We start from the raw sequence: 4,300 nt of genomic DNA, 5'->3' as shown, positions 1-4,300 counted from the left end.
GTGGCAGACCGACCGGGCGATGGCGGACCTGCGCCGGTGGACGCCCGAGGGCCTGGCGAGCGCGATCGCCGCGGTGGCGCAGGCAGACGCCGAGGTCAAGGGCGAGGGCCGCGACCCCCAGTTCGCGGTGGAGCGGGCCGTCCTGCGCGTCGCGGGCGCCGTCGGCTCCTGACGGCTACGCGCCGAGCGTCACGGCCGGACCGAGCACGTCGCCCTGGAGCAGCTCGAACCCGAGGGTGCGGCACTCCTCGACCAGCTCGGTGTCGGAGACGCGCTCGGCGACGAGCGTCGCCCCGTACGTGCGGGCCAGCCGGACCAGGTCGTCACCGAGGCGGTGCACGTCGCGACAGTCGATCTTCACGAAGTCGGCGTAGGGCATCATCGCCAGCTGGTCGGGCTCGGCCGCGAAGTCGTCGATCGCGATGCGGTACCCGCGGGACCGGAGCCGCTCGAGCCCCGCGAGCACCGAGTCGTCCGCCGCGACGGACTCGACGACCTCGAGCACGAGCCGGCCGGCGTGCGCCGGGAGCGGACGGTCGTCGACCAGGAACGAGCGGGTCACGTTGACGAAGGCGAGCGTGCTGCTGGTGGGCGGTCCGTCCCCGAAGAGGACGTCGAGGACCGACGCGGTCGCGACGTCCTGGCGGTCGGRGCCCCAGCGGTCGACCTGTGCCGGCAGGCCGTCGCGGGACCGGTAGAGGAACTCGTTGCCGTACAGCTGGCCGCCCGCGGTCCAGATGGGCTGGCGCGCGATGGGCAGCCGAGCAGGTACGGCGGGGGAGACGGCGGGCACGGTCACACCGGATGAGAGGGGCGTGGTGGCGGTCTATGACGCCGTTCACCCAACCGGACCAACGGGTTGTGACCGGACACGCCGGACGGTGCCGGAGGGTCCGAGCCCGTGGCGACTGCGCCCTACAGGCTGACGCGCCGCGCGCCCGCGCGGTCGAGCACGCCGGCGCGCTCGAGCAGGTTGCCCTGGAACAGGGTGAACCCCAGGTCGCGCGCGTGGCGCAGGGTGTCCGGGCTCTCGACGTACTCGGCGACGAGAAGGGCGCCGTACGACCGTGCCAGGTGCACGACGGGCGGGCCCTCGACGTCGAGATCGCGGACGTCGATCTTCACGAAGTCGGCGTGGGGGAGCAGGCGGCGCTGGTTCGGGTTGCTGACGAACGCGGGGACCGCGATGCGGAAACCCTCTTCCCGCAGGCGCCGGACGCCGGCCAGGACGGCGGCGTCGATGGTGACGGCGTCATTGATCTCGATGACGAGCCGGTCCGGGCGGCGAGGGATCGGCAGGTCACCGACCAGGTAGGCGCGCGGGCAGCGGACGAACAGCAGCCGACCGTGGGCGACGTGCTCGAGGTCCGCGCGGCCGAACGTGGCGCCCAGGACGTGGGCGGTCGCGCGCTCGTGCTGGTGAGAGCTCCAGGACAACGCGGTGGCGGTGTGCTGGTCCGGCGACCGGAAGGAGAGCTGGTAGGCGAACGGACGGCCGTGCTCCGAGAAGATGCCTTGCCGCGCGACGAGCACCGGCTCGTGGGAGATCCGCTGCGCCCACTCCTGCCGGAGGGCGTTCGGGATGGCGTCCTCCACTGCGGCTGCGAGATACGCGAGCCGCCCGTCGGCGTCGTCCGGTGTCATGGCATCTATGACACCACATCTTCGGCGCTGTGAACCGCCGACTTGCGGGTGGAATTCTGTGACGGCGATGCTGACCCTGCTCGGCGCGGGATCCTGGCCGGAACATTCACCCGATCAGGGGCGGACCGGGAGGAAGTGGGAGACGTGACGCGCCGAGCACGTCATCATGGGGCACCACCCGGATCGCTGGATGACCGTAGAAGGAGCACTCACATGTCCAGACCGTTCAAGTCGGCCCTCGTCGTCCTCGCCGTGCTCGGTTCGCTGGCCCTCTCGCCGGGCAACGCGCTCGCCGWCGGTCCGATCGACAGCACCAACACCGGCGGCGCCAGCGGGTGCTGCCGGACGATCCTCGATTGACGGGCGGCTCCGGGTGAACAGCGGGGGTCCGGACACGCCGCCTCTGCCGGGGGTGGTGCATCCGGGGGACGTCACACATACAATGACTGACCATGACCACGATTGCTGACCGGGTACGCGACGCCCGGCTCGCGGCTGGGCTCTCCCAGACAGCGCTTGCCGGATCCGCCTTCTCACCCAGCTACATCTCTTTGATCGAGGCGGGTCATCGTGAACCGACCGACTCCGCGCTCGCCGTGCTGGCCACCCGCCTGGGCACGACCCTCGAATATCTGAAGCACGGCGAAGACGGTCCCAACGAGGCGCGCACGCGTCTCGAGATCGACTACGCAAAGCTGGACATGACGCAGGGCGACGCCGCCGGCGCTCGTCGGCGGCTCGAGGCGCTCGACCTCGATATCGTGTCGCCGAACGTCCGGGTGGAAGCCCTGACCACCCTCGCGCACGCGTTCGAGGTGCTGGGCGACCTCGAGTCCTCGGTGGCGATCCTCGAACCGCTGCTGGCCGACTCCCGGGCGCGCGCCCATCACGTCGAGTCCGCCAAGCTGGCCAACGCGCTCGTCGCGTCCTACCTCGAGGCCGGCGACCTGCACCGCAGCGTCGAGGTCGGCGAGCGGACGCTCGGGGAGCTCGAGGCAGCGGACCTCACGGGGACGGACGAGCACCTGCGTCTGGCGTCGACGGTCCTGTGGGCCTACGTCGAGCGCGGCGATCTGCTGTACGCCACCCACCGGGCCGCGGAGCTGGTCCGCCTTGCGGAGTCGCTGGGCACGCCGCGGGGTCGGGGGAGCGTCTACTGGAACGCCGCCCTGGTCGCCGAGCAGCGCCGCGACTACGAGCTGGCGCAGCGCTACACCGAGCGCGCCCTTGCCCTGCTGTCCGAGGGCGAGGCCGACCGCGACCTGCCGCGGCTGCGGCTCAACTACGCGTGGCTGCTGCTGCGCTCCGACCCGGTCGACCCGCGGGCGGCACTCGACCAGATCGAGCGTGCGGCCCCGGACATGGCGGTCCTCGGCTCGGAGCTCGACCTCGCCCGCGTCGACGTCGAGAGCTCGCGTGCCTACCTCCTGCTCGGGGACATCGACGCGGCCGAGAGGTTCGCGTCGGCGGCCCTCGAGCGGCTCGGCGACCCGCCGCGGCTCGAGACGGCGTTCGCGCAGGTGTCCCGCGGGGACGCGCTGCACGCGCGCGGCGACACGGCCGGTGCGGCACGGGCGTACGAGTCCGCGGCCGACCTGCTCGGCATGATGTCGGCGTCGCGGCAGTCCGCGTCGGCCTGGCGCGACCTGGGCGACCGGTACGCCATGCACGGCGACAGCGCGGCAGCGGCGCAGGCGTACGACCGTGCGCTGCGCGAGGCAGGCTTCCGTCCCACGATCCCGCTCAGCACCTGGGAGACCTGGTCGCTGACCTGATCGATCGTGGCCGGAGAACACTGAAGGCGTCACCCCGCAGGGGGGGTGACGCCTTCAGTGTCGTGCGGAGTCCGACCTGAGGTGCACCAACGGCGCGAGATTCTCGAAAGGCGCCACCCCGGGTGGGGTGACGCCTTTCACGTGGGGGCCTGGCCGGCCGCCTGGCGGTCACGGCATGGCCGGGACCAGCTCAGGGGTGGCTCAGAGCGCGCCGACCGACTTCGCCAGCGCCGACTTCTTGTTGGCGGCCTGGTTCTCGTGGATGACACCCTTGGAGACTGCCTTGTCGAGCTTGCGCGACGCCTCGACGAGGGCGACCGACGCGGCGTCCTTGTCGCCACCGGCGACGGCCTCGCGGACGCGACGGATGTGCGTCTTGAGCTCGGACTTCACCGACTTGTTGCGCAGACGCGCCTTCTCGTTGGTGGTGATGCGCTTGATCTGGGACTTGATGTTGGCCACGTGTGGACTCTCTTGTGCGTTCGCCGAAGCGATCTGACAGGTCTAGAGGGCGCGCACAGCTCCGGGACATGGGCGTGGGGATACCCGCGGAGAGGAACTGGGCTTGTGCCCGCCGACCCGGGCGGACACGCGAATCCCTATGTTAGCAGGCGGGAGGCCTGAAGCCGAACCCCGTGACGGGGCTCACCACCCGTGGGCGCGACGCGTCGCGGTCGCCACCTGCTCGAAGAGCGCCCGGTCCACCACGGCCCCCTCGCGACGGACGGCGGACGGTGGCAGGCGGAGCACTCGGTCCAGGCGGACCTCGCTCGGGCGGCGCTGCGAGTCCCACGGCCCGGTGCCGATGTCCATCCAGACGCGCCCGCGTCTCGCCTCGAGCACGGCGTCGCGACTGTGGTCCTTGCTGGTGAGCATGAGCC

5 protein-coding genes and 2 pseudogenes are annotated in these 4,300 nt (G+C 71.6%); 3 read left to right on the top strand and 4 right to left on the bottom strand.

What is annotated here, in order from left to right:
- Positions 1 to 172: pseudogene (locus ACXJKG_RS19900) on the top strand (DNA polymerase III subunit delta); the annotation flags it as partial.
- 3 nt (positions 173 to 175) lie between these two features.
- Here the strand turns inward: ACXJKG_RS19900 and ACXJKG_RS19895 are convergent.
- Together ACXJKG_RS19895 and ACXJKG_RS19890 are read right to left on the bottom strand one after the other, a co-directional pair.
- Complete coding sequence (locus ACXJKG_RS19895) at positions 176 to 793, bottom strand: EAL domain-containing protein (RefSeq protein ID WP_456847459.1); 618 nt, start codon at positions 791 to 793, stop codon at positions 176 to 178.
- A 122-nt stretch (positions 794 to 915) separates the two neighbouring features.
- A complete protein-coding gene (locus ACXJKG_RS19890; protein WP_456847458.1) occupies positions 916 to 1,644 on the bottom strand; it encodes an EAL and HDOD domain-containing protein in 729 nt (242 codons plus the stop codon).
- A 213-nt stretch (positions 1,645 to 1,857) separates the two neighbouring features.
- Here ACXJKG_RS19890 and ACXJKG_RS19885 point away from each other — a divergent pair, with 213 nt between their 5' ends.
- Both ACXJKG_RS19885 and ACXJKG_RS19880 read left to right on the top strand, forming a co-directional pair.
- On the top strand, positions 1,858 to 2,004 hold the full coding sequence (locus tag ACXJKG_RS19885) for a hypothetical protein (RefSeq protein WP_456847457.1): 147 nt from the start codon (positions 1,858 to 1,860) through the stop codon (positions 2,002 to 2,004).
- 92 nt (positions 2,005 to 2,096) lie between these two features.
- Positions 2,097 to 3,419, top strand: a complete 1,323-nt coding sequence (locus ACXJKG_RS19880; protein ID WP_456847456.1) for a helix-turn-helix domain-containing protein — start codon at positions 2,097 to 2,099, stop codon at positions 3,417 to 3,419.
- A 201-nt stretch (positions 3,420 to 3,620) separates the two neighbouring features.
- On the opposite strand, the gene rpsT is transcribed toward ACXJKG_RS19880, so the two are convergent.
- Complete coding sequence (gene rpsT / locus ACXJKG_RS19875) at positions 3,621 to 3,881, bottom strand: 30S ribosomal protein S20 (protein ID WP_456847455.1); 261 nt, start codon at positions 3,879 to 3,881, stop codon at positions 3,621 to 3,623.
- Positions 3,882 to 4,064: 183 nt separating this feature from the next.
- Positions 4,065 to 4,300, bottom strand: a pseudogene (locus tag ACXJKG_RS19870) (type II toxin-antitoxin system PemK/MazF family toxin); the annotation flags it as partial.

The organism is Cellulomonas sp. P5_C6, from assembly GCF_054049635.1.
The sequence above is the reverse complement of the archived record's forward strand: the minus strand, read 5'-3'. Positions and strand labels throughout refer to the sequence as shown.

Excerpts from the sequence above, each read along its gene's own strand:
- ACXJKG_RS19890 (WP_456847458.1), bottom strand. The coding sequence starts at position 1,644 with ATGACACCGGACGACGCCGACGGGCGGCTCGCGTATCTCGCAGCCGCA.
- ACXJKG_RS19880 (WP_456847456.1), top strand. The coding sequence starts at position 2,097 with ATGACCACGATTGCTGACCGGGTACGCGACGCCCGGCTCGCGGCTGGG.